We start from the raw sequence: 20,584 nt of genomic DNA, 5'->3' as shown, positions 1-20,584 counted from the left end.
GCATGACGGACACTGTCCGCATGGACACTCTCAGTCAGGGGCGCCTTGGCCGGTTTCCGTCGGGTGCAGAACCCGCCCGCACGGCAACTCACGTCCGTCGTGAAGGGTTTTGACCAACCCGGCCTTGGAACAGTCCGCTTCTGAATCACGTTGAGTGGGTATCCAATCGGCGTGAGGGAGAGCGCAGGGTGACCGACGACACACCTTGACAGTCTTTGTGATCTAGGGGTTTCAATCGACACCCACCCAGGTAGGGTCTGGAAGCGTCCAGCTCCCCTTGGAGGAGGTGAGGACCGTGGCAGCCCACGACGACGACATGAACCGCGGCATCCGCCCGGGACGAGGGTCCGACGACCCGTCCGGGCAGATTGCCTACCTTGAGCAGGAGATCGCCGTCCTGCGACGTAAGCTCGCCGACTCTCCGCGACACACGAGGATTCTCGAAGAGCGGATCGTCGAGCTGCAGACCAATCTGGCCGGGGTGTCCGCCCAGAACGAGCGACTCGCCAACACGCTCCGTGAGGCCCGCGACCAGATCGTGGCCCTCAAGGAAGAAGTCGACCGGCTCGCACAGCCGCCGGCCGGCTTCGGTGTCTTCCTCGTGGCCAACGAGGACGGCACAGCGGACATCTTCACCGGCGGTCGCAAACTGCGGGTGAACGTCAGCCCAAGCGTGGAACTCGAAGAGCTCCGCCGCGGCCAGGAAGTAATGCTCAACGAAGCGCTCAACGTGGTCGAGGCCATGGAGTACGAGCGCGTCGGCGACATCGTCACCCTCAAGGAGATCCTCGAGGACGGCGAACGCGCCCTCGTGCAGGGGCACACCGACGAGGAACGGGTGGTACGGCTCGCCGAGCCGCTCCTGGACGTCGTCATCCGCCCCGGCGACGCCCTTCTGCTGGAACCTCGGTCCGGCTATGTCTACGAGGTCGTACCGAAGAGCGAGGTCGAGGAACTCGTCCTCGAAGAGGTCCCCGACATCGGCTACGAGCAGATCGGCGGTCTGGGCGGCCAGATCGAGATGATCCGCGACGCGGTCGAACTGCCGTACCTCTACCCCGAGCTCTTCAAGGAGCACGAACTGCGGCCGCCCAAGGGCGTCCTGCTGTACGGGCCTCCCGGATGCGGTAAGACGCTCATCGCCAAGGCCGTCGCCAACTCGCTGGCCAAAAAGGTCGCCGAGGTCACCGGCCAGGCCACCGGCAAGAGCTTCTTCCTCAACATCAAGGGCCCCGAGCTCCTCAACAAGTACGTCGGTGAGACCGAGCGGCAGATCCGCCTGGTCTTCCAGCGCGCTCGTGAGAAGGCCAGCGAGGGCACTCCCGTCATCGTCTTCTTCGACGAGATGGAGTCCCTCTTCCGCACCCGTGGTTCCGGTGTCAGCTCGGACGTGGAGAACACCATCGTCCCCCAGCTGCTCGCCGAGATCGACGGCGTGGAAGGCCTGCAGAACGTGGTCGTCATCGGCGCCTCGAACCGCGAGGACATGATCGACCCCGCCATCCTGCGCCCCGGCCGCCTGGACGTGAAGATCAAGATCGAGCGTCCCGACGCCGAGGCCGCCAAGGACATCTTCGCCAAGTACCTCACCGAACGCCTCCCGCTCCACCCCGACGACGTCGGCGAGCACAACGGCGACAAGACCACCACCGTCCAGAGCATGATCCAGACGGCCGTGGAACACATGTACACGGAATCCGAGGAGAACCGCTTCCTGGAGGTCACCTACGCCAACGGTGACAAGGAAGTCCTCTACTTCAAGGACTTCAACTCCGGCGCCATGATCGAGAACATCGTGGGCCGGGCCAAGAAGATGGCCATCAAGGACTTCCTCGACCAGAAGCAGAAGGGCATCCGCGTCTCGCACCTCCTCCAGGCGTGCGTGGACGAGTTCAAGGAGAACGAGGACCTGCCCAACACCACCAACCCGGACGACTGGGCCCGGATCTCCGGAAAGAAGGGCGAACGGATCGTCTACATCCGTACGCTCATCACCGGCAAGCAGGGCGCCGACACCGGACGCTCCATCGACACGGTGGCGAACACCGGTCAGTACCTGTAAAAAGCAGGGCGGCTGCGGGTGCCCTCGCGGGTACCCGCAGCCGACTGTTTTTCAGGCCATGACCGAACAAGGGGCGCGCGAGGCAATGACGCAAATGATCTCCCCACCAGCGCAAAGCCGTTCTAGGCTCTTCGGTACCGCCGAGTCGCGCAGTGCGGGGACGGGCACCGCACACGCACCGGAGCGCCAGCGGTACTTGAGCAGCGTCCCCGACCGAGGGCGCCGCCGGGCAAGGAGGGCCGCATGACCGTACGGCGAGTAATGGGCATCGAGACGGAGTACGGGATCTCCGTCCCCGGCCACCCCAACGCCAATGCCATGCTCACCTCGTCCCAGATCGTCAACGCCTACGCGGCGGCGATGCACCGGGCCCGGCGGGCCCGCTGGGACTTCGAGGAGGAGAACCCGCTGCGGGACGCGCGAGGCTTCGACCTCGCCCGGGAGGCCGCCGACTCCAGCCAGCTCACCGACGAGGACATCGGCCTCGCCAATGTCATCCTCACCAACGGCGCACGGCTCTACGTCGACCACGCACACCCGGAGTACAGCTCCCCCGAAGTCACCAACCCCATGGACGCCGTCCTGTGGGACAAGGCCGGCGAGCGCATCATGGCGGAGGCCGCCGAGCGCGCGGCCCAACTGCCCGGCGCGCAGCCGATCCACCTCTACAAGAACAACACCGACAACAAGGGCGCCTCCTACGGCACGCACGAGAACTACCTGATGAAGCGGGAGACCCCCTTCTCGGACATCGTGCGCCACCTGACACCCTTCTTCGTCTCGCGCCAGGTCGTCACCGGAGCGGGCCGCGTCGGCATCGGCCAGGACGGCCATGAGCACGGCTTCCAGCTCAGCCAGCGCGCCGACTACTTCGAGGTCGAGGTCGGCCTGGAGACCACGCTCAAGCGCCCGATCATCAACACCCGCGACGAACCGCACGCGGATGCCGAGAAGTACCGCCGCCTGCACGTGATCATCGGCGACGCGAACCTCTCCGAGATCTCGACCTATCTGAAGCTGGGCACCACGGCTCTCGTCCTCTCCATGATCGAGGACGGCTTCATCGCCGTCGACCTGGCCGTCGACCAGCCGGTCCGCACCCTCCACCAGGTCTCCCACGACCCGACCCTCAAGCGCCTGGTCACCCTCCGCAGCGGCCGGACCCTCACCGCGGTCCAGTTGCAGATGGAGTACTTCGAGCTCTCCCGCAAATACGTCGAGGAGCGCTACGGCTCCGACGCGGACGACCAGACCAAGGACGTCCTGGCCCGCTGGGAGGACACGCTCAACCGCCTGGAGAACGACCCGATGAGCCTGGCCGGCGAGCTGGACTGGGTCGCCAAGCGTGAGCTCATGGAGGGCTACCGGCGCCGCGACAGCCTCGACTGGGACGCGGCCCGGCTCCAGCTGGTCGACCTCCAGTACGCGGACGTACGGGCCGAGAAGGGCCTCTACAACCGTCTGGTGGCCCGCGGCCGCATCAAGCGCCTGCTGGACGAGGACACGGTCGAGCGGGCGCGTACGACGCCTCCGGAGGACACGCGCGCGTACTTCCGCGGGCGCTGCCTGGAGCAGTACGCGGACGATGTCGCGGCGGCCTCCTGGGACTCCGTGATCTTCGATCTCCCGGGCCGGGACTCGCTCCAGCGCGTCCCAACCCTCGAACCACTTCGCGGAACGCGTAATCACGTCAAGGAGCTCCTTGACCGCTGTCGAACCGCGGAAGACCTGGTCAGGGTCCTGTCGGGCGGCTGACAGGACCCTCGGATCCGGGGCGCCGGACAGGGTGGAATGTCCGGTGGCCGGGAATCATCGAGGTGGCCGCCGTACGTTGTAGGAACTGCGGGGCCGATGTCAGTCCCTGCAAGTAGGGTCTGATCAAGAACGTCGAACCGAGCGGGGTGAGGGTTATGGCGACCAAGGACACCGGCGGCGGACAGCAGAAGGCGACGCGCTCTACCGAGGAGGTCGAGGAGCAGGCCGTTGAGACGGAGGCTTCGGATGATCTCAAGGAGCGCCAAGAGAAGCTGAGCGACGATGTCGACTCGGTTCTGGACGAGATCGACGACGTACTCGAAGAGAACGCCGAGGACTTCGTGCGCTCCTTCGTTCAGAAGGGCGGCCAGTAGGCCGCTCTACCCTTCGATTCGAAGGTGAACGGGGTGGCGTGGTGGCAGGCGAGTCGAAGATGAAGTGCTGCGTGCGGTGCGGCGAGACCAAGCCGCACGCAGTCTTCGCATCCGGGCGCACGAATCGCGTGCTGTTCGGGGCGAGTCGGCCACGTTCTGAGCGGCTCGGGAATGCCTCCGCCGTTCATGTGGATCACTGCCACGAGACGGGTAGGGTCCGTTGCGTACTGTGCTTCAACTGCAATTCGGCCATCGGCAAGTTGGGAGATGATCCCGACGCTGTTCGTCGGGCTGCCGCCTACTTGGAAGGATCCTCGTGGAAGCCAACACTCGTAGCCCCGGGCGTCTACCAGCTGCCTTCCTGACGCCTGGGTCGTCGTCCTTCATGGACTTCCTCTCCGACCACCAGCCGGAGATGCTTCCGGGCAACCGGCAACTGCCGCCCATGCAGGGCGTCATCGAGGCCCCGCACGGCACGACGATCGTCGCTGTCACGTTCCCCGGTGGCGTGGTGCTCGCCGGTGACCGGCGGGCCACCATGGGCAATGTCATCGCACAGCGGGACATCGAGAAGGTGTTCCCCGCGGACGAGTACTCGGCCGTCGGTATCGCCGGCACCGCCGGTCTGGCCGTCGAGATGGTCAAGCTCTTCCAGCTGGAGCTGGAGCACTTCGAGAAGGTCGAAGGCGCCCAACTCTCCCTGGAGGGCAAGGCGAACCGACTGTCCACCATGATCCGTTCCAACCTCGGCATGGCCATGCAGGGCCTCGCCGTGGTGCCGCTCTTCGCCGGCTTCGACGTGGACCGCGGCATCGGCCGCATCTTCTCCTACGACGTGACGGGCGGCCGTTCCCAGGAACTTGGCTACGCGTCCACCGGCTCCGGTTCGGTGTTCGCGCGGGGCGCCATGAAGAAGCTCTTCCACGACCAGCTGACCGAGAGCGAGGCCACGACCCTCGTGGTCCAGGCCCTCTACGACGCGGCCGACGACGACTCGGCGACCGGCGGTCCCGATGTCGCCCGCCGGATCTACCCGATCGTCACCGTGATCACCGAGGACGGCTTCCGCCGGCTCACCGACGACGAGTCCTCCGAGATCGCCCGCTCGATCCTGGAGCGGCGACTGCAGCAGCCCGACGGCCCGCGCGCCGCGCTGCTCTGACCGAGGGCCCGTTCGTCACAAGGTGATCCACTGATTTCGACGGAACTTTAAAGAGAGGGACGGATACCGGTGTCGACGCCGTTCTATGTCTCACCCCAGCAGGCGATGGCCGACCGGGCGGAGTACGCCCGCAAGGGCATCGCCCGTGGCCGCAGCCTGGTCGTGCTGCAGTTCGCCGACGGCATCGTCTTCGTCGGCGAGAACCCGTCCCGTGCGCTGCACAAGTTCAGCGAGATCTACGACCGGATCGGGTTCGCGGCCGCCGGAAAATACAACGAGTACGAGAATCTGCGGATCGGCGGCGTCAGGTACGCCGACATGCGCGGTTACACCTACGACCGTGCGGATGTGACCGCCCGCGGTCTCGCCAACGTCTACGCCCAGACGCTCGGCACGATCTTCTCCAGCGCGGCCGAGAAGCCGTACGAGGTGGAGCTGGTCGTCGCGGAGGTCGGGGACACTCCGGACGGCGATCAGATCTACCGGCTGCCGCACGACGGTTCGATCGTGGACGAGCACGGCTCGGTCGCGGTCGGTGGCAACGCCGAGACGATCAGCACCTATCTGGACCAGCGCCACCGCGACGGCATGACGCTCGCGGAGGCGCTCAAGCTGGCCGTGCAGTCCCTGTCCCGCGACACGAACGGCAGCGAGCGGGAGATCCCCGCCGAGCGCCTGGAGGTCGCGGTCCTGGACCGTACGCGCCCGCAGGCCCGCAAGTTCCGGCGCATCGTCGGCCCTCAGCTGTCCCGTCTGCTGGAGGGCGGAAGCGCGGACGCCTCGTCGGAGGAGTCCGACGCCGACGACGAGGAGTGAGTCGACTTCACCCAGCCTTTCGTGCGCCCCGGCCGGTCATCGGCCGGGGCACACGGCGTTGTGGGGGCCACAGGGGCGTCAGGCGGCGCCTGGTGGCGCCGTGGAGCCGCGGACGACCAGTTCCACCGGGATGTCCCCCTCCTCCGGTACGCGGCCGTCCAGGACGGCCAGGAGGGCGCGCATGCCGTGTTCGCCGAAGAGTTCGGCGTCGAGGCGGACGGTGGTGAGTTCCGGGTCGATGGCGGTGGCGAGGGCGAGGTCGTCGAGGCCGGTGATCGAGAGGTCGTCCGGGATGCGCAGGCCCAGGCGGCGGGCCGCTTTGTAGGCGCCGGCGGCGAGTTTGTCGTCGTCGCAGACCAGGGCGGTCACCCGCGACCCCGGGGCTGAGAGCGCGGCCTCGGCGGCGGCCAGGGCGCCCTCGATCGAGATGGGGGCGCGGGTCGTCCGTACCGAGGTGCCTGCCACGGAGCCCACCCGTGCGGCCAGTTCACGCGCGCGTACCTCGAAGGTCCAGGACGGGACGTCGGCGGCGAGGTGCAGGAAGTGGCGGTGGCCCAGGGTCAGCAGGTGGTCGGCGACCTGGCGGATGCCGTCGGCGATGTCCAGGTTGACGGTGGCCGCGCCGAGGCTGCCCTCGGGGTCGCTGTCGAGCATGACCAGGGGGAGCTGGTCGCCGCGGATCGCGGTGAGGGCGTCGGCGGCCATGGAGGAGGCGATCACACCGTCCAGGGCGGCCTGGGCGGAGGCGAAGGGGTCGCGGGCGGGGCCGATGCCCTCGGGGGAGGGGTAGAGGACGACGCCGAAGCCGTGTTCCGCGGCGACGCGGGCGGCGCCCGTGTAGACGCCGGCGAAGAACTCCGTCGTCAGCACCGGGACCACGAGGAGGACCGTGCGGGTGCGGCCGAGGCGGAGGTTGCGGGCGGCGAGGTTGGGGCGGTAGCCCAGGTCGCGGGCGGCCTCGCGGACGCGTTCGGCGGTCGTGGCCGAGACCCGGCCGCGCCACTTGTCGCCGAGCACCAGGGAGACCGCGGCCTGGGAGACGCCGGCGGCCTGCGCGACGTCGCGGCTCGTGGGGCGGGTGCTGGCTGGTGCCACGGTCGGCCTGCTCCTTGGTGAGGACTCCGTAGGGACTCCGTATGGACGCGTGAACAGCGCACATGGTACGTATGACAGCAGACGTTATACGTAAAACCTCATGCGCGACGGTGAGGGGGAGGGCGGTTCGAGGCCGTGGGATATCTGGAGATCCTCAGGGCGAGGCACGCCACCCGCCTGCTGGTGGGCACGCTGGTGGGCCGGTTGCCGAACGCCACCGCCGCGATCGCGATCGTGCTGTTCATCCGCGCGGAGGGCGGCACCTACAGCCTCGCGGGGGCGCTGGCGGCCGTCTACGGCATCGCCAACGCGGTCGGACAGCCCCTCCTGGGGCGCATGGTGGACGTCCACGGGCAGCCGCGCGTGCAGCTGCCCGCCGCGGTCCTGTCGGCGCTCGCGATGGCCGTCTTCGCCTTCGGGGGCACCGATCCGCTGCCCCTCGCCTACGTCGCCGTAGCCGCCGCCGGACTTTTCGCGCCGCCCCTGGAGGGCGGCCTGCGGGCGCTGTGGCCGGCCGTGCTGCGCCGGGAGGAGCAGGTGCACACGGCGTACGCCATGGACGCGGTCGCCCAGGAAGTCTTGTTCACCGTGGGGCCGTTGCTCGTGACGGTGTTCGTGTCCCTGTGGTCCGCGCCGGTGGCGCTCCTCGTGCTGAACGTCATCGGGGTCCTGGGCGCTCTCTCCGTAGTCGTGTCGCCGCCCTCGCGCGCGTGGCGCTCGGCTCCGCGCGAGGCGCACTGGCTGGGCGCCCTGCGCTCGCCGGGACTCCTGGCGCTGCTCGGCGCGTTCCTGTTCGTCGGCATGGCGCTCGGGTCGATCACGGTCGCGTCCGTGTCGTACGCCGACGGACACGGCGGTGACGTGGTCTACGGCTGGCTGATGGCGGCGATCGGGCTGGGCGCGCTGCTCGGCGGGACCGTCTACGGGGCGCGGCAGTGGAGCGGGGTGCCGGAGCGGCGACTGCGGGTCCTGGTGGGGCTGCTGGCGGTGTGTTACCTGCCGTTGATGCTCATGCCGGGCGCGGTCGCCATGGTGCTGCTGACCGTGCTCGCCGGGGTGTTCCTCGCGCCCGCCCTCGCCTGCGCCTTCATCATCGTCGACCGGCACGCCCCGAAGGGCACGGTCACCGAGGCTTTCTCGTGGCTTGTGACGACGTTCACCGTGGGGGCGTCGGTCGGAACGGGCGTCGCGGGGCCGGTCGTACAGGCCGGTGGGGCCCTGTGGGGGTTCGCCGTGCCGGGGGTCGCGGGGGCGGTGTCGTTGCTGGTCCTGCTGTCCACCGGACGGGTCCTCGCAGCTCCCGCCGGGGGTGCGGTGGTTGCGGCTTCATCGGAAAATGATCCAAACCGTGCCGCCGAACCCCGTTTCAGCACAGGGGATCGGGCGTAATGTTCAGTCATGGACCGCCGCATTTTCGGGCTGGAGAACGAGTACGGCGTCACGTGTACGTTCAGGGGACAGCGGCGTCTGTCTCCCGACGAAGTGGCTCGGTACCTCTTCCGCCGTGTCGTGTCATGGGGCCGCAGCAGCAATGTCTTTCTGCGAAACGGCGCCCGGCTCTATCTCGACGTGGGCTCACATCCGGAATACGCGACCCCCGAATGTGACAACGTGACCGAACTGGTCACCCACGACAAAGCCGGCGAGCGCATTCTCGAAGGACTCCTGGTGGACGCCGAACGACGCCTGCACGAGGAGGGAATCGCGGGCGACGTCTACCTCTTCAAGAACAACACCGACTCGGCGGGCAACTCGTACGGCTGCCACGAGAACTACCTGGTGGCACGGCACGGCGAGTTCTCCCGGCTCGCGGACATCCTCATCCCGTTCCTGGTCACGCGTCAGCTTCTGTGCGGCGCGGGCAAGGTGCTGCAGACTCCGCGCGGCGCCGTGTACTGCGTCAGCCAGCGCGCCGAACACATCTGGGAGGGCGTCTCCTCGGCGACGACGCGTTCCCGGCCCATCATCAACACGCGGGACGAACCGCACGCGGACGCCGAGCGCTACCGCCGTCTCCACGTCATCGTGGGCGACTCGAACATGTCCGAGACGACCATGCTGCTCAAGGTCGGCGCCACCGACCTGGTGCTGCGCATGATCGAGGCGGGCACGGTGATGCGCGACCTGACCCTGGAGAACCCGATCCGGGCGATCCGTGAGGTCAGCCACGACATCACGGGCCGGCGCAAGGTGCGTCTGGCCAGCGGACGCGAGGCCTCCGCGATCGAGGTGCAGCGCGAGTACTACGAGAAGGCCGTGGACTTCGTCGAGCGCCGCGGCATCCGTACCGGCACTGTCGAGCAGGTCCTCGAACTGTGGGGCCGGGTGCTGGACTCGATCGAGGCCGAGGACCTCGACCGGATCGGCACCGAGATCGACTGGGTCATGAAGTACCAGCTCATCGAGCGGTACCGGGCGAAGCACAACATGACCATGTCCCACCCGCGGGTGGCGCAGATCGACCTCGCCTACCACGACATCCACCGTCGCCGAGGGCTCTACTACCTCCTGGAGAGGAAGGGCCAAGCCGCCCGGATCTGCAACGACTTGAAGATCTTCGAGGGCAAGTCCGTTCCGCCGCAGACCACTCGGGCCAGGCTCCGCGGCGACTTCATCCGCAGGGCTCAGGAACAGCGGCGGGACTTCACCGTCGACTGGGTCCATCTCAAGCTCAACGACCAGGCCCAGCGCACGGTGTTGTGCAAGGACCCGTTCCGTTCGGTGGACGACCGGGTGGAGAAACTGATCGCCGGAATGTAGGCGAAAGCCTCCGGATACCGACGTCCGGATACATATTCGGTACGCCACACGGGCCCCGTACGTTTCACGTACGGGGCCCGTGCCACGCCGTAGAGTTGCGCGCACGCCATCAACAAGATCGACCGATACGAGGCCTTCACCGTGCGCCGACGCTCCGTACTCATCGCTGTTCCCGCAGGACTTGTGACGCTCGCGGGGTGCGGTGACAGCGATTCCTCCTCCAGCAAGGCCAGTGCGTCGCCGTCGCCCTCGCCGTCCTCCTCGGCCTCGACCGTGCCGCCGCCGAAGCTCGTGGACGGTCCGCTGCCGGCGATCACCGCGGGCACGAAGTTCGACGAGAAGCCGACCGTCGCCAAGGGCAGCGGCGATCCGTCGAAGGACCTCGCGGTGAAGACGGTGATCGCGGGCGGCGGCAAGGCCGTGGCGGAAGGCGACTTCGTCAAGGTCAACTACCTCGGCCAGATCTGGTCGACGGCGAAGGTCTTCGACAACTCCTACGACCGCAAGACCTCGTTGGTCATCCAGCTCGCCCAGGGCGGCATCATCGACGGCTGGCGCTACGGCCTGGCGGGCAGGAAGGTCGGCAGCCGCGTCGAGATGGCGATCCCGCCGACCTGGGGATACGGCACGGCGGGCAGCCCGCAGGCCGGCATCAAGGGCACCGACACGCTGGTCTTCGTGATCGACATCCAGGACTCCTTCAACGCCAAGAGCTCCGCCAAGGGTTCGACCGTCGCGCAGTCCGACGCCGATCTGCCCAAGGTCGGCACGAACACCGACGGCAAGGCCCCCTCGGTCACCGTCCCCAAGGCGGACCCGCCGAAGAAGCTGGTGTCGAACTACGTCCTGGAGAGCGACGGTGCCGTCGTCAAGGAGGCCCAGTCGATCCTCTGCCAGTTCAAGGGTGTCGTCTGGTCCACCGGCAAGGAGTTCGAATCGACGTACTCCCAGGGGCGGTTGAGCCAGTTCGCGATCAAGGACATGGAGTCGGTCGTCAAGGGCCTGGCCCAGGGCATCACCGGCAAGAAGGTCGGCAGCCGCATCATGATCGTCGCGCCCGCGGACCTGGCCTACGGGAACACCCCGCCGAGCGGCGGCGCCATCAAGAAGGGCGACACCCTCGTGTTCTCCGTGGACATCCTGGCGGCCATGTGACCCCTGCGGGAATCGGCCTGGCCGGAGCGCGACACCGGCCGGGATGCGAGACTGTCCGAGTTGTCTTGTCGTACACATAGCAGGAGCCAGAGACGTGAGCATCGAGAAGCCCGAGATCGACTTCCCGGAGGGCGAAGCCCCGGCCGACCTGGAGATCAAGGATCTCTGGGAGGGTGACGGCGAGATCGCGGTGGCGGGCCAGAACGTCACCGTCCACTACGTGGGCGTGGCCTTCAGCACCGGCGAGGAGTTCGACGCCAGCTGGAACCGCGGTACCCCGTTCAAGTTCCCGCTCGGTGGCGGCCGTGTCATCAAGGGCTGGGACAAGGGCGTGCAGGGCATGAAGGTCGGCGGCCGCCGCCGGCTGACCATCCCGGCGCACCTCGCCTACGGCAACCAGAGCCCGACCCCGGCGATCAAGCCGGGCGAGACCCTGATCTTCGTGGTCGACCTCATCGCCGTCTGATCACCGGTTCCGACCGGACCCGATCACCTGGGGCCCATGCCTGCGAGGGCATGGGCCCTCGGCTTTTGCCAGGCCTGCGCGGGGCGGTACGGTCATCGTTCGTAAGCACATACAGGGAGGCGAAGGGCGTCGATGGCCATTGCCAAGGCCGAGCGGCTGATGAACCTCGCGCTGTGTCTGCTCGGGACACGGCGGCCGCTCAGCAAGCGTGAGCTGCGCGAGTCCATCGAGGCCTATCTCGAAGCGGGCAGCGACGACTCCTTCAACCGGATGTTCGAGCGTGACAAGGACGATCTGCGCGAACTCGGCCTCGTCATCGAGACGGTGGAGAACCTGGACGGCGAGGTCGGCTATCTCGCCCGCCGCGACAGCAACCGCCTCCCGCCCATCACCCTCGACGCCGAGGAGGCCGCCGCTCTCGGTCTCGCCGCCAAGGTGTGGCAGCAGGCCAGGCTCGCCGGCGCCGCGAGCGGCGCGCTGCAGAAGCTGCGCGCGGCCGGGATGCCCGAGGACCTCGACCCGTACGAGCCGCACGGCGCCCTGGAACCGCGCATCCCGGTGCACGAGGCGTCGTTCGAGCCGCTGATGCTGGCCTGCCGCGACCGTCGGCCCGTCGTCTTCGACTACCGCAAGGCCACCGCCGCCCGCCCCGAACCCCGCAACGTCGAGCCGTGGGCGCTGGAGTGCTGGCGCGGCCACTGGTACCTCGCCGGCTGGGACCGGGACCGGAGTGCTGAGCGCGTCTTCCGGCTCTCCCGGATCACCGGCAAGGTGCGCTCCCGCAACGGGCGGTTCACCGCCGACATCCCCGACGTCGTCACCGTGCGCGAGACCGTCGCCAGCTGGGCGGGGGAGACCGCCGACCGCTCCGCGCTGATCCGGCTGCGCACGGGCTCCGGTTACCCCTTGCGGGCGAAAGCCGCGGCGGTGCGGGAACTCGGGGACGGCTGGGACGAGTTGGAGGTTCCGTACGGCCACGGGCTGGACGCCTGGCTGGTGGAGTTCGGGCCCGACGTGGTCGTCCTGGAGCCCGCCGAGCTGCGGGCCGACGTGGTGGACCGGCTGCGCGCCGTGGCCAAGGGCTGAGGGGGAGCGGAAGAGAACTGTGGCAGGCAAACCGGTCAGGCCCGTCAACGCCATCGACCAGACCCGGCGGATGCTCTCCCTGGTGACCTATCTGAAGGAGCGCCCCGGAGCACGCGTCGAAGACGTCGCCCGTGCCTTCGGGATCACCGAGGACGAGCTGGTCTCCGACCTCGACGTGCTGCCCATGTGCGGGACCAGCTTCCGCGGCGGCGACCTGCTCGACATCGACACCGACGGCGACCGCATCTGGTGGCACAACCCGGACGACGTCGCCGAACCGCTGCGGCTCGCCGCCGACGAGGCGACCGCGCTCCTGGTCGCCGCCCGCGCCGTATCGACCCTCCCGGGTCTGCGCGAGAGCGACCGGCAGGCGCTGCTGCGGGCCAACGCCAAGGTGGAGGCGGCGGCCGGTGAGGCGGCCGGGGCCAGCGCACGGCTGTCGGTGACCTTCGAGTCCGAGGGCGGGGTCTTCGCGGACGTCGACCGCGCGATCTCGGAGCGGCGCCGCCTGTGGATCCGCTACTACTCGCCGGCGCGCGACGAGCTGAGCGAGCGCGAGATCGACCCCATCCGGCTGGTCAGCGTCGGGCACACGTACGTGGAGGCCTGGTGCCGCCGCTCCGAGGCGCGCCGCACCTTCCGCCTCGACCGGGTCGCCGAGATCAAGATCCTCGACGAGCCGTCCGCACCGCCCGAGATCGAACTGCGGGACCTGTCCGAGGCGTTGGTGCAGCCCGCCGCCGAGGACCCCGAGGTCGTCGTCGAGGTCGGTCCGGGCGGGCGCTGGGTCGCCGAGTACTACCCGCACGACAGTGCCGATGAGCTTCCCGACGGCGGGCTGCGTATTACCTTGCGCACCCCCGACCCGACGTCCCTGAGACGCCTGGCCCTGCGGCTCGGGCGCGACGGCCGGATCGTCTCCCCGAGCGACCTCGCCGACAGTGCCCGCCGGGCCGCACGCGAGGCGCTGGCGGCGTACGACGGCCCGCAGGGTGTTGTTGACGCAGTGCACGGTGTTGACGAGAGGCAGGAGCAGGGGCTGTGAGCGAGTCGACGATGACGGGTGTCCCCGGCGCCTTGGGTGCTCAGGGTGTCCCGGGTGGTCCGGAGATGACGGTGGCCGCCGCGTTCGCCGGGATGAAGAGCGTGGTCCCCGTGATGTTCAGAGCGGGCTGCCCGGACTGCCGGAGCAACTTCGAACTGGCGGCGAGCGCCCTGCGCCTCGCCATCGGCGCCACCAGCCGCACCACCTTCTACTCCTTCACCTGCCCCGACTGCGGCGCGGCCGTACGCAAGCCCGCGGGCGAGCGGATCGTCGAACTGCTCACCGGCGGCGGGGTCAGGACCCTGCGGCTGACCTCCGTCGGGTAGCAGGGTCTAGGCTCGCCCCATGTTCTGGGCGATGGTCGCGGTAGCTGTGGGTTTCCTGGGTCTCGCCGTGCTCGGCGTGCTCGCCGTCCGGGTCTTCCTGGAGGCGCGGCGGCTCGGACTCCAGGTCACGGACGCCGCGCACCGCATCAACAGGGCGGCCGAGGACCTGGAGCGCGCGGCGGTGTCGACGGCGCGTTCCGTCGACGCACTGTGAGTCACATATGGGCGGGGTGTGAGTTGCGCGCCTCATGCGCTTCGGGTCACTTTGCCCTGTCACGTTGTCGGTGGAGGCGGGTACGCTGCTGATCGCGGTCCGGATAACGAGGCCCGGAGCGCGGACCGGGAGTACGCACGGGGATTGCCTCACGTTTACCCCTGAGCGTTACGATCGCTGGCAGCACGAAGGTCGGACAGATGTCCGACCGATCGGACAGCACCCCACCCCAGCCGCCTCGGTGAGAAGGTAAAGACTTATGTTCGGAAGGCTCGGAGCACCCGAGATCATTCTCATCCTCGTCGTCATCGTGCTCCTGTTCGGCGCGAAGAAGCTTCCGGACATGGCCCGCTCGCTCGGCAAGTCCGCCCGCATCCTCAAGAGCGAAGCCAAGGCGATGAAGGAAGAGGGCAACACCACGCCCACCCCCGCCGGCCCGCCGAACACCGACGAGTCCGTGCAGCGCACCATCCAGGCGGCCCCCGGCGACGTGACCAGTGCGCGTCCCGTCACCGAGCCGTCGGACACGACCAAGCGCTGACGCAGGGCCGGGACCCCCTCGGCCTGCCGCACGAGATGAGGACGTGGGTTGCCTAAGTCTGCCCGCACGAAGGAGAAGGACCCCGAGGGGCGGATGCCCCTCGCGGACCATCTGCGCGAGCTGCGCAACCGGCTCGCGAAGGCGATGCTCGCCATCATCGTGGTGACCTGCGTGGCCGCCTTCTTCTACAACGACATCGTGAACATCATCACCAAGCCGGTGTTGCACTCGGTCGGTTGCTCCCAGAACTTCGAGGAGCTGTCGAGGGCGTCCAAGACGTCCCAGCCGTGTGCGCAGATCACGATCAACGGTCTGCTGACGCCGTTCACACTGGCGTTGAAGGTGTCCCTGATGGCCGGTGTCGTACTGGCCTCCCCGGTCTGGCTGTACCAGCTGTGGGGCTTCGTCGCCCCCGGCCTGCACAAGAACGAGAAGAAGTACGCGCTCTCCTTCGTGGGCACCGGCGTCCCGCTGTTCCTCGGCGGCGCCTACTTCGCCTACCGGGTGCTGCCCACCACGGCGCAGGTCCTGATCGGCTTCACGCCCAAGGACGTCAACAATCTGCTCCCGCTCGACGACCTGCTCGACCTGGTCACGCGCATGGTGCTGGTCTTCGGCCTCTCCTTCGAGCTGCCGCTGCTGCTGATCATGCTCAACCTCACGGGCGCGCTGACGGGCCAGCGGATGCTCGGCTGGTGGCGCGCCATGATCCTGGGCATCACGGTCTTCGCGGCCGTCGCCACCCCCAGCACCGACCCGCTGACCATGCTGGCGCTGGCCGGGCCGATCTGGGTGCTGTACTTCGCCGCTGTCGTCTTCTCCCTGCTCAACGACCGGCGCAAGCGCCGCCGCGATGCGGAGGGACCGGACGACGACGAGGCCTCGGACCTGGACCTCACCCCCGAGGACATCGGCGACGTCGAGACCGTCTCGGCCGGCCGGGCAGCCCTGCCCGAGCAGGCGAGCGGCACGGGTTCCGACCGGGTCAACGGCTATGACGACGTGACCTGATCACCTCCGGATCTCCACCTGGACCGGCCGTTCCCGCAGCGCGGGCGGCCGGTCTCCGTGTGTGGAGGACCCGTGGGAACGGATAATGATCGTCCTGTTGTCAGTGGCGCCCGGTACGCTCGAAAGCACGATGACAGAGGACCTCTCCCCGGCCGAGCGGTACGCGGCAGCCCGCCTGCGGGCAGCCGAGCAGGCCACCGCGCTCGCGGACTTCCGCGAGATGTACGACTTCGGTCTCGACCCCTTCCAGATCGAGGCATGTAAGGCGCTCGAAGCGGGGAAGGGCGTGCTGGTCGCGGCGCCCACCGGCTCCGGCAAGACGATCGTCGGCGAGTTCGCCGTCCACCTCGCCCTCCAGCAGGGCAAGAAGTGCTTCTACACGACCCCCATCAAGGCCCTGTCGAACCAGAAGTACGCCGACCTGTGCCGCCGTTACGGCGCGGACAAGGTCGGCCTGCTCACCGGCGACAACAGCGTCAACTCCGAAGCCCCGGTGGTCGTCATGACCACCGAGGTGCTGCGCAACATGCTGTACGCGGGTTCGCAGACCCTCCTCGGCCTCGGCTACGTGGTCATGGACGAGGTGCACTACCTCTCCGACCGCTTCCGCGGCGCCGTATGGGAAGAGGTGATCATTCACCTCCCCGAGTCGGTGACCCTGGTCTCCCTGTCGGCGACCGTGTCGAACGCCGAGGAGTTCGGCGACTGGCTCGACACCGTCCGCGGTCACACCGAGGTGATCGTCTCCGAGCACCGGCCCGTGCCGCTGTTCCAGCACGTGCTCGCCGGACGGCGGATGTACGACCTCTTCGAGGAGGGCGAGGGCAACAAGAAGGCCGTCAACCCCGACCTCACCCGCCTGGCCCGCATGGAGGCCCAGCGCCCCTCGTACCAGGACCGCAAGCGCGGCCGTGCCATGCGCGAGGCCGACCGGGAGCGGGAGCGCAGATCGCGTTCGCGGGTGTGGACACCGGGACGCCCCGAGGTCATCGAGCGGCTGGACAACGAAGACCTGCTGCCCGCCATCACGTTCATCTTCAGCCGCGCCGCCTGCGAGGCCGCCGTACAGCAGTGTCTGTACGCCGGGCTGCGGCTCAACGACGACGAGGCGCGGGAGAGGGTGCGTGCGCTCGTCGAGGAGCGCACGGCGTCCATTCCGAACGAGGACCTGCATGTCCTCGGGTACTACGAGTGGCTGGAAGGCCTGGAGCGCGGCATCGCGGCCCACCACGCGGGCATGCTGCCGACGTTCAAGGAGGTCGTGGAGGAGCTGTTCCTGCGCGGGCTCGTGAAGGCCGTGTTCGCCACGGAGACCCTGGCGCTCGGCATCAACATGCCCGCACGCTCGGTGGTGTTGGAGAAGCTCGTCAAGTGGAACGGCGAGCAGCACGCCGACATCACCCCCGGCGAGTACACCCAGCTGACCGGCCGGGCCGGCCGCCGCGGCATCGACGTCGAGGGCCACGCCGTCGTGCTGTGGCAGCGCGGGATCAGCCCCGAGCACCTCGCGGGACTGGCCGGCACGCGCACGTACCCGCTGCGCTCCAGCTTCAAGCCGTCGTACAACATGGCGGTCAACCTCGTCGAGCAGTTCGGGCGGCACCGGTCGCGGGAGCTGCTGGAGACGTCCTTCGCGCAGTTCCAGGCGGACAGGTCGGTCGTCGGGATCTCGCGGCAGGTGCAGCGCAACGAGGAGGGCCTGGAGGGCTACAAGGACTCCATGACCTGCCACTTGGGCGACTTCGACGACTACATGCGGCTGCGCCGCGAGCTCAAGGACCGCGAGACCGAGCTGGCCCGCCAGGGCGTGGCGCTACGGCGTGCCGAGTCCGCCGTGGCGCTGGAGAAGCTCAAGCCGGGAGACATCATCCACGTCCCGACCGGCAAGTACGCCGGTCTGGCACTGGTGTTGGAACCGGGACTGCCCGCCGGGCGGTCCAACGGCCATCGCGGCTTCGAGCAGCATGACGGTCCGCGTCCCCTGGTCCTGACCGTCGAACGGCAGGTCAAGCGGCTCGCGTCGATTGACTTCCCTGTCCCCGTCGAGGCGTTGGACCGGATGCGGATCCCGAAGTCCTTCAACCCCCGTTCCCCGCAGTCCCGTCGGGACCTGGCGTCCGCGCTGCGCACCAAGGCCGGGCACATCCCGCCGGAGCGGGCCCGCAAGCAGCGCTCGCAGGCCGCGGACGACCGGGAGATCGCCCAGTTGCGTACGGCGATCCGGGCGCATCCGTGTCATGGGTGCAACGACCGTGAGGACCACGCCCGTTGGGCCGAGCGGTATCACCGGCTGCAGCGGGACACGACGCAGTTGGAGCGGCGGATCGAGGGGCGGACCAACACGATCGCCCGGACCTTCGACCGGATCGTCGCGTTGCTGACCGACCTGGACTATCTGCGGGGCAACGAGGTCACCGAGCACGGCAAGCGGCTGGCCCGGCTGTACGGCGAGCTCGATCTGCTCGCCAGTGAGTGTCTGCGCGAGGGGGTCTGGGAGGGGCTTTCTCCTGCCGAACTCGCCGCGTGTGTCTCGGCGTTGGTGTTCGAGGCGCGGGTCAGTGACGACGCCACGGTTCCCAAGGTGCCGTCGGGTGCCGCCAAGGCCGCGCTCGGGGAGATGGTGCGGATCTGGGGGCGGCTTGACGCCCTTGAGGAGGACTTCCGGATCACTCAGACCGAGGGGGTCGGGCAGCGGGAGCCTGATCTCGGGTTCGCCTGGGCCGCGTACATGTGGGCCAGTGGGAAGGGGCTGGACGAGGTCCTTCGGGAGGTGGAGATGCCGGCCGGGGACTTTGTTCGGTGGTGCAAGCAGGTGATCGATGTGCTGGGGCAGATTTCTGCCGCGGCGCCGGTTACTGGGGGCGAGGCGTCGTCCACCGTGGCGAAGAATGCGCGGAAGGCTGTTGAGCTGTTGCTGCGGGGGGTTGTGGCCTACTCGTCTGTGGGGTAGCGGTCTGGGGGCGGGTGCGGGTTCGCTGTGGCTGGTTGCGCCCCCGCGGCGGAGCCGCATATCGACACAGCCCCGCGCCCCTAGGGGGGTGGCCTTGCGCTCCTTAAGAGCCCACGTAGTTTCGCCAGCCGCCGTAGGTTGTTATGTCCTCTGCGTTTTCCAGCGCTGCCGGTTCGCAGAGGAAGCCTGGGGCGCTTGTGCCGTCTGCCAGTTCTACGGTGCCCAGGGTCATCGGGCGGGGGAGCGTGGCCAGCAGTTTGCCCACGCCCTCTGCCGGTAGGCGCCATATCTCCGTCTCTATCGCTGCTCCGCCCTCGCCGACATGAACCAAGCCCGGCTTGGGCGGAGTTGTTGTCAGGGCGTGTAGGCGGTAGACCGGGGCCGTTGTGGTCGTGCGGTCCAAGCGGGCGCCCAGGGACAGGAGTTGTGGGTTCAGGGGCTGGCCCGTCAAGTGGGCGCCCACCACTGCCAGTTGGATCGTTGGGTTGAGGTCGCGGGCGATCTGCGTCAGGCGGTCGTCCGTGAACGCCGGGCCGATCAGCATCACGCCGAAGGGCAATCCGCTTACCTCGCCGGACGGGACTGCCACCGCTGCCAGGTCGAAGAGGTTGGTGGAGTTGGTGAAGCGGCCCAGGCGGGCGTTGGCGCCCAGGGGGTTGGCCGCTACCTCGGTCAGAGTGGGGTGGCCCGGGGTCGTCGGGAGCAACAGGGCATCCGCGTCTGCCAGTTCGGCGAGGGCTCGGGTGCGGAGAGCGGCCAGGCGTTCCTCGTCCGCGTACAGCTGGTGGGCCGGGATGTCTCGGGCCCGGGTGATGATGCCCGTGACTGTGGGGTCCAGGCCCTCGGTGCCGGATGCGATCGCCTTGTCGACAAATGCTCCTACCGCCGTATAGCGCTCCGCCACGAACGCTCCCTCGTAGAGCATCGCCGCCGCTTCCGTGAACGGGGTGAGGTCCAGGGGGCGGATCTCGGCGCCCGCGTCGGACAGGCGGGTTACCGCCTTCTCGTAGGCCTCCGCCCAGCCCTCGTCCAGTTCGCCCAGCTGGTCCCGTGGGGGGACCGCTATGCGCCAGGGGCCCGGTGCTCGCTGGGGGAGGGGCGGGAGGGCGCGGGCCGGTGGGGAGGTCATGAAGGTCAGGGCCTGTTCGGCCTCGGGGAGGGTGCGGGCGAAGACCGTCACGCAGTCGATCGAGGCGCAGGCCGGGACCACGCCCGTCGTCGGGACCAGGCCCCGGGTGGGCTTCAGGCCGACGATGCCGTTGAACGCGGCGGGGACCCGGCCCGAGCCCGCCGTGTCGGTGCCGAGTGCGAAGTCGACGATGCCCAGGGCCACGGCGACGGCCGAACCCGCGCTGGAGCCACCGCTGATCCGCTCCGGGTCGTGGGCGTTGCGGACCGCGCCGTACGGGGAGCGGGTGCCGACCAGGCCCGTGGCGAACTGGTCGAGGTTCGTGGTGCCGAGCACGATCGCGCCTGCCGCGCGGAGGCGGGCCACCACTGGAGCGTCGGTCTCTGGGTCGTAGGCGTATGCCGGGCAGCCCGCCGTGGTCGGGAGGCCGTGGACGTCAATGTTGCCCTTGGCTGCGAATAGGCGTCCTGCGAGGGGGAGTTGCTCGCCCGCCGTCACTCGCTCGTCGATTGCCTGTGCCTCCTGCTCGACCTCTGTCTGCGGGCGTAGGTCGATCCAGATCTCTGGGCGGTTCACCGCCTCTATGCGGGCGTAGGCGGCGCGGACTCGGGACACGGTGGTCGACATCTCTTCTGCT

The 20,584-nt window shown here is 68.6% G+C and carries 18 protein-coding genes and 1 pseudogene; 17 read left to right on the top strand and 2 right to left on the bottom strand.

Annotation, left to right across the window (positions count from 1 at the left end; genetic code table 11):
* Positions 1 to 295 precede the first annotated feature (295 nt).
* From arc to prcA, 6 genes and pseudogenes are all read left to right on the top strand, one after another.
* Positions 296 to 2,062, top strand: a complete 1,767-nt coding sequence (gene arc / locus OG496_RS14790; RefSeq protein ID WP_366495633.1) for a proteasome ATPase — start codon at positions 296 to 298, stop codon at positions 2,060 to 2,062.
* Positions 2,063 to 2,305: 243 nt separating this feature from the next.
* Positions 2,306 to 3,817, top strand: a complete 1,512-nt coding sequence (gene dop / locus OG496_RS14785; protein WP_199811048.1) for a depupylase/deamidase Dop — start codon at positions 2,306 to 2,308, stop codon at positions 3,815 to 3,817.
* Between the two features lie 155 nt (positions 3,818 to 3,972).
* Positions 3,973 to 4,191, top strand: a complete 219-nt coding sequence (locus tag OG496_RS14780) for a ubiquitin-like protein Pup (protein ID WP_366495632.1) — start codon at positions 3,973 to 3,975, stop codon at positions 4,189 to 4,191.
* Positions 4,192 to 4,364: 173 nt separating this feature from the next.
* Positions 4,365 to 4,556, top strand: a pseudogene (locus tag OG496_RS14775) (endonuclease domain-containing protein); the annotation flags it as partial.
* Positions 4,508 to 5,353 carry a proteasome subunit beta gene (gene prcB, locus OG496_RS14770; RefSeq protein WP_366495631.1) on the top strand — a complete coding sequence of 282 codons (846 nt, stop codon included), beginning with the start codon at positions 4,508 to 4,510 and terminating at the stop codon, positions 5,351 to 5,353. The pseudogene OG496_RS14775 and the gene prcB, both read left to right, overlap by 49 nt.
* 69 nt (positions 5,354 to 5,422) lie before the next feature.
* A complete protein-coding gene (prcA, locus tag OG496_RS14765) occupies positions 5,423 to 6,169 on the top strand; it encodes a proteasome subunit alpha (protein ID WP_366495630.1) in 747 nt (248 codons plus the stop codon).
* Between the two features lie 78 nt (positions 6,170 to 6,247).
* On the opposite strand, the gene OG496_RS14760 is transcribed toward prcA, so the two are convergent.
* Entirely contained in the window at positions 6,248 to 7,264 is a 1,017-nt protein-coding gene (locus tag OG496_RS14760; protein WP_405971173.1) for a LacI family DNA-binding transcriptional regulator, read from the bottom strand.
* A 135-nt stretch (positions 7,265 to 7,399) separates the two neighbouring features.
* Between OG496_RS14760 and OG496_RS14755 the strand changes: the two genes are divergently transcribed.
* The 11 genes from OG496_RS14755 (at position 7,400) to OG496_RS14705 (ending at position 18,818) form a co-directional block, all read left to right on the top strand.
* The gene (locus OG496_RS14755; protein WP_405971172.1) at positions 7,400 to 8,653 is read left to right on the top strand and encodes an MFS transporter; all 1,254 of its coding nucleotides are present in this window, start codon (positions 7,400 to 7,402) and stop codon (positions 8,651 to 8,653) included.
* 9 nt (positions 8,654 to 8,662) lie between these two features.
* Positions 8,663 to 10,024, top strand: a complete 1,362-nt coding sequence (gene pafA, locus OG496_RS14750) for a Pup--protein ligase (RefSeq protein WP_366495627.1) — start codon at positions 8,663 to 8,665, stop codon at positions 10,022 to 10,024.
* Between the two features lie 141 nt (positions 10,025 to 10,165).
* Positions 10,166 to 11,179, top strand: a complete 1,014-nt coding sequence (locus OG496_RS14745; RefSeq protein ID WP_405971171.1) for an FKBP-type peptidyl-prolyl cis-trans isomerase — start codon at positions 10,166 to 10,168, stop codon at positions 11,177 to 11,179.
* Between the two features lie 94 nt (positions 11,180 to 11,273).
* Positions 11,274 to 11,645, top strand: a complete 372-nt coding sequence (locus tag OG496_RS14740) for an FKBP-type peptidyl-prolyl cis-trans isomerase (protein WP_328684380.1) — start codon at positions 11,274 to 11,276, stop codon at positions 11,643 to 11,645.
* Positions 11,646 to 11,777: 132 nt separating this feature from the next.
* Positions 11,778 to 12,731, top strand: a complete 954-nt coding sequence (locus OG496_RS14735) for a helix-turn-helix transcriptional regulator (RefSeq protein ID WP_384159645.1) — start codon at positions 11,778 to 11,780, stop codon at positions 12,729 to 12,731.
* A 19-nt stretch (positions 12,732 to 12,750) separates the two neighbouring features.
* Positions 12,751 to 13,776 carry a WYL domain-containing protein gene (locus OG496_RS14730; protein ID WP_366495624.1) on the top strand — a complete coding sequence of 342 codons (1,026 nt, stop codon included), beginning with the start codon at positions 12,751 to 12,753 and terminating at the stop codon, positions 13,774 to 13,776.
* Positions 13,777 to 13,787: 11 nt separating this feature from the next.
* On the top strand, positions 13,788 to 14,102 hold the full coding sequence (locus tag OG496_RS14725) for a hypothetical protein (RefSeq protein WP_366495669.1): 315 nt from the start codon (positions 13,788 to 13,790) through the stop codon (positions 14,100 to 14,102).
* Between the two features lie 19 nt (positions 14,103 to 14,121).
* Positions 14,122 to 14,316 (top strand): hypothetical protein, encoded by a 195-nt coding sequence (locus OG496_RS14720; RefSeq protein ID WP_366495623.1) that lies wholly within the window; start codon positions 14,122 to 14,124, stop codon positions 14,314 to 14,316.
* Between the two features lie 259 nt (positions 14,317 to 14,575).
* Complete coding sequence (gene tatA, locus OG496_RS14715; RefSeq protein ID WP_033283742.1) at positions 14,576 to 14,857, top strand: Sec-independent protein translocase subunit TatA; 282 nt, start codon at positions 14,576 to 14,578, stop codon at positions 14,855 to 14,857.
* Between the two features lie 48 nt (positions 14,858 to 14,905).
* A complete protein-coding gene (gene tatC, locus OG496_RS14710) occupies positions 14,906 to 15,868 on the top strand; it encodes a twin-arginine translocase subunit TatC (protein WP_366495622.1) in 963 nt (320 codons plus the stop codon).
* Positions 15,869 to 15,953: 85 nt separating this feature from the next.
* The gene (locus OG496_RS14705) at positions 15,954 to 18,818 is read left to right on the top strand and encodes a DEAD/DEAH box helicase (RefSeq protein WP_405971170.1); all 2,865 of its coding nucleotides are present in this window, start codon (positions 15,954 to 15,956) and stop codon (positions 18,816 to 18,818) included.
* 103 nt (positions 18,819 to 18,921) lie between these two features.
* On the opposite strand, the gene atzF is transcribed toward OG496_RS14705, so the two are convergent.
* Entirely contained in the window at positions 18,922 to 20,574 is a 1,653-nt protein-coding gene (gene atzF, locus OG496_RS14700) for an allophanate hydrolase (RefSeq protein WP_405971169.1), read from the bottom strand.
* Positions 20,575 to 20,584: the final 10 nt, after the last annotated feature.

Origin of the sequence: Streptomyces sp. NBC_00988 (assembly GCF_045162645.1) — a bacterium.
Taxonomy (GTDB): domain Bacteria; phylum Actinomycetota; class Actinomycetes; order Streptomycetales; family Streptomycetaceae; genus Streptomyces.
Note: the sequence above shows the minus strand (reverse complement) of the source record. Positions and strands in the feature narration are given on the sequence as shown.

What these genes read in the sequence shown, in the direction of transcription:
- tatA (WP_033283742.1), top strand. Translation starts at nt 14,576, where the DNA reads ATGTTCGGAAGGCTCGGAGCACCCGAGATCATTCTCATCCTCGTCGTC.
- OG496_RS14735 (WP_384159645.1), top strand. Translation starts at nt 11,778, where the DNA reads ATGGCCATTGCCAAGGCCGAGCGGCTGATGAACCTCGCGCTGTGTCTG.
- dop (WP_199811048.1), top strand. Translation starts at nt 2,306, where the DNA reads ATGACCGTACGGCGAGTAATGGGCATCGAGACGGAGTACGGGATCTCC.
- OG496_RS14720 (WP_366495623.1), top strand. Translation starts at nt 14,122, where the DNA reads ATGTTCTGGGCGATGGTCGCGGTAGCTGTGGGTTTCCTGGGTCTCGCC.
- OG496_RS14705 (WP_405971170.1), top strand. Translation starts at nt 15,954, where the DNA reads ATGATCGTCCTGTTGTCAGTGGCGCCCGGTACGCTCGAAAGCACGATG.
- OG496_RS14780 (WP_366495632.1), top strand. Translation starts at nt 3,973, where the DNA reads ATGGCGACCAAGGACACCGGCGGCGGACAGCAGAAGGCGACGCGCTCT.
- atzF (WP_405971169.1), bottom strand. Translation starts at nt 20,574, where the DNA reads ATGTCGACCACCGTGTCCCGAGTCCGCGCCGCCTACGCCCGCATAGAG.
- OG496_RS14725 (WP_366495669.1), top strand. Translation starts at nt 13,788, where the DNA reads ATGACGGGTGTCCCCGGCGCCTTGGGTGCTCAGGGTGTCCCGGGTGGT.
- pafA (WP_366495627.1), top strand. Translation starts at nt 8,663, where the DNA reads ATGGACCGCCGCATTTTCGGGCTGGAGAACGAGTACGGCGTCACGTGT.